Below are 3,086 nucleotides of genomic sequence, written 5' to 3' on the forward strand. Positions count from 1 at the left end.
GTTCACCAGTCCGCCTGTGCTGGCGAGCGGCGGCAACCACAGCGGCGCCCCGCTTTTCAACCAGAAAGGTGAACTGATGGGCATAGGCTCGTTGCTGGTGTCCGATGCAACCGGTGAAAACCGGCGCCTGCCGGGCAACATGTTTGTGCCGGTTGATTTGCTGCGTCCGATCCTTGCGGAGCTGCAGCGCTCAGGTGCCAGTACGAAAAGCCGCAGGCCGTGGCTGGGCATTACCTCCAACGACCAGGGCGGCCGCATACAGATCCTGCGGGTGAGCAAGGAAAGCCCTGCGGATCTGGCCGGGTTGGAGGCAGGCGATGTCGTGCTGGCGGTGGATGACGCCAAGGTTGCGAGCCTCGAATCTTTTTACAAGAAGCTGTGGGACCGTGYCGCGCCCGACGCGGAGGTCAGGCTGACGGTGCAAAAAGGCGCGGAAATCAAAACCATTGTGCTCAAGGCCCAGGACCGGATGCTGACGCTCAAAAAACCTGCAGGCATCTGATTTTTACAATCAAATATGGCCGAAACCCTTACAGGGTAAGCGCAAGCAGCTATTGATTTAATAGCACAGGTAATGCACCGCTACCAGCCCGGTGCCAAGGCAAGAAAAGGGCACAAGCCGTGGCGGCTCAAAACCGGTACGCGACCTCAGTCCACACACGCGTTGAATCTGTCGCCTTGACCAGTTCGGGCGCAGGTCCAAGGGGCGAGGCCAGGTATGCCCGGGCGCGCCACTGGTTAAATCCGGTCCAGTCGAGGCCGACACCAGCTCCACTGAACGTCGCAGTGTTGACTCCAGCCACCCATGGGCGCTGGTTGACCTTCAGGTAGGCACCGTCCCAGAAGGCTACTCCCTGCAACTTTCCGCCTCCAGCCTGCCCCAGGTCATAACGCACCTCAATGCTTCCCCGGTAGCCCGCATCACCCGACAGCGTGCCCACGTCATAGGCACGCACAGAGTAAGGCCCGCCCACGGACATTTTTTGCGATGAATCTAGGTTGGTGCTGGCCCACTGCCCAGCCCATGAAAAATGCAGTGTGCTGTTTTGTCCCAGGCGCTGCACGCGGGAGAAGCTCAGGTTGGCCTTTGAAAACCAGCCCTGTGTTTTAGCGCTGGCCGCATCATCCAGCTGGGCCTCGGCAGCATCAAAAACCACCCGGCCCCGCGTCCATCCCAGGCTCCAGGTGTTGATGCCGCCGGACACCAGCGTGTCCCGCCAGTCGCCCGTGAGGCTTGAAGTCCAGCTGTCGAGATGCCGGTCTGTTTTGATGCCTGCCAGGTCGACACGTTCGCGCAACTGCACCGTGTCGTACTGGACTTGCCCGTAGAGGTTGACCGTCTGGCTTCGCACCAGCGGATGCTTGCCCCAGAGGCTGCCGGTTTCGGCAGACCCATGGGCATTCAGCGGCTCAAGGGATCCGCCGACTTTGTAGTTCAGCGATGAATAGGCGGCGCCCGCGCGCGTGCCCTGGCCGTTCACCACTGACTCATAGCCCATACGCCCATAGTTCAGCCCAGGCCCCGAGCTCAGGCCACTCAGGCTGAGCACATCGCCATGCTGCAAGGGGTTGTTGAAGTACACCGTGCCGCCAACGCGGCCTCTTCCGGTGTAGCTGTTGCCATAACCGTCCAGGACAACACTTCCGGAAACCGACGGGCCGGGTGTGGCATCAATGCTCAAATCGGAGGTGCCCATTCCATCGCCGGGCCTTAACGTTGCCTGCACCATTACGCCAGGTATGTCCGACAGCAACAGCAGGGACTTGTCCAGCACGGCTTGATCGACCGCCTGGCCCGTTTGCAGCGGCGCCGCCGTCGCCTGCAGCAGCACGTCGTTCACACGCGTCTGGTTGTTGATGCCGACCTTGCCGTAGCGCGCTTCGATCACCAGAAAGCGCACAACGCCTGACTGGATCACTTGCGCGGGCACCACAGCCCGTGCAAAGGTCTGGCCCCGGCGGTGGTAATACTGACCTATGCGTGCCGCCATTTCGTCGAGCTGGTCAAGCGTCAGGCTTTTGCCTTCAGCATCGGCCACCAGTGCGTGCAGCGTGGCTGTATCGAACAAGGTKTTGCCGATGATATTGATGGTTTTGACATCTACCGCCACCGCGGGGCGTTCAGGCGTTGGCGGGTTATTACCCTCGTTGTTGATGGCCGGCCTTTCACGGCGGGGAGATGGGACGGCTTGCTGGAACGGCTGGACCTGCTGGAGGATGGTGCCTATGTCCACCGGCATTGGGTCCGCTGCCTGGGCCGCGAAGAGCGGTGCGGCCGCCAACAGCAGCACCGTGTGCTTGCCAGATAGTTTGCATTTCATGAAAAAACTTCCGTGGGGTGGCCGGATTTATTTTTGAGCGGCCAGCACATCGCTTCGCAGCTGGACGCCGCCGTCAACGATATGCAGGCGCGGATCTTTTCGTCCGGCCGAGACCACATCCTTCAACACCTCGACCGTCCCGCTGGAAACCACCATCTCTTCCCCAGCAGAGGCATCAGCGCTTGCGCTGCGGGTCACCCGCAGGACAGGCGAGGCCTCAATGAGGCTGGATCTGGAACGTGTCCCGTCCACGGCCTGCTGCATGGCGGCATCGGCGCTGTCATCAGCAGCCCCCCGCCCAACCAGCGTTCCCGCCTGTGCCGGCACAGCTGTTACAGGCAAAGGCGTGATAGAGGCCGTCAGCCCGGCGGGCTGCACGACTGTGTAGTTGGCTGCGTCAGCACCGCCCAAGGTATAGCCGGTCACAGTTACGGGCTTTGCGTTGCCGACATTCGCGTTGGCAAAAGCACCGCTGCCGCCCCCTACACTGACCACGTCGCCGGCCAGTGCCGCTACGGCGGCGGTACCGCCCAAGGTGGCCGCAGTCGTACCGTCAAAAACCTTGTTCTGAGCATTCACACCCGTGACCGTGAGGCTGGCCGGTGTGATGTTGGCCGTGACAGCTGTGGGCTGCACCACGGTGTAGTTGCCCGCGTCGGCACCGCCCAGCGTATAGCCGGTCACCGTCACGACCTTGCCGTTGCCTACGTTCTTGTTGGCGAACGTGCCACTGCCGGTTCCACCCACTGTCACCACGTCACCGCC

The 3,086-nt window shown here is 61.8% G+C and carries 3 protein-coding genes; 1 reads left to right on the forward strand and 2 read right to left on the reverse strand.

From position 1 onward, the window contains the following. Positions 1-502, forward strand: a 502-nt coding sequence (locus tag AC1D0Z_RS18580) for a S1C family serine protease (RefSeq protein ID WP_477659673.1), incomplete at its 5' end; no start/stop codon positions are given. Between the two features lie 127 nt (positions 503-629). Here AC1D0Z_RS18580 and AC1D0Z_RS18585 read toward each other — a convergent pair. Together AC1D0Z_RS18585 and AC1D0Z_RS18590 are read right to left on the reverse strand one after the other, a co-directional pair. Continuing rightward, the gene (locus AC1D0Z_RS18585; RefSeq protein ID WP_477659674.1) at positions 630-2,321 is read right to left on the reverse strand and encodes a ShlB/FhaC/HecB family hemolysin secretion/activation protein; all 1,692 of its coding nucleotides are present in this window, start codon (positions 2,319-2,321) and stop codon (positions 630-632) included. A gap of 27 nt (positions 2,322-2,348) precedes the next feature. Continuing rightward, positions 2,349-3,086: YDG domain-containing protein (locus AC1D0Z_RS18590; RefSeq protein WP_477659675.1), on the reverse strand; the 738-nt coding region annotated here is incomplete at its 5' end.

It is taken from the genome of Polaromonas sp. P1_E3 (assembly GCF_056405935.1).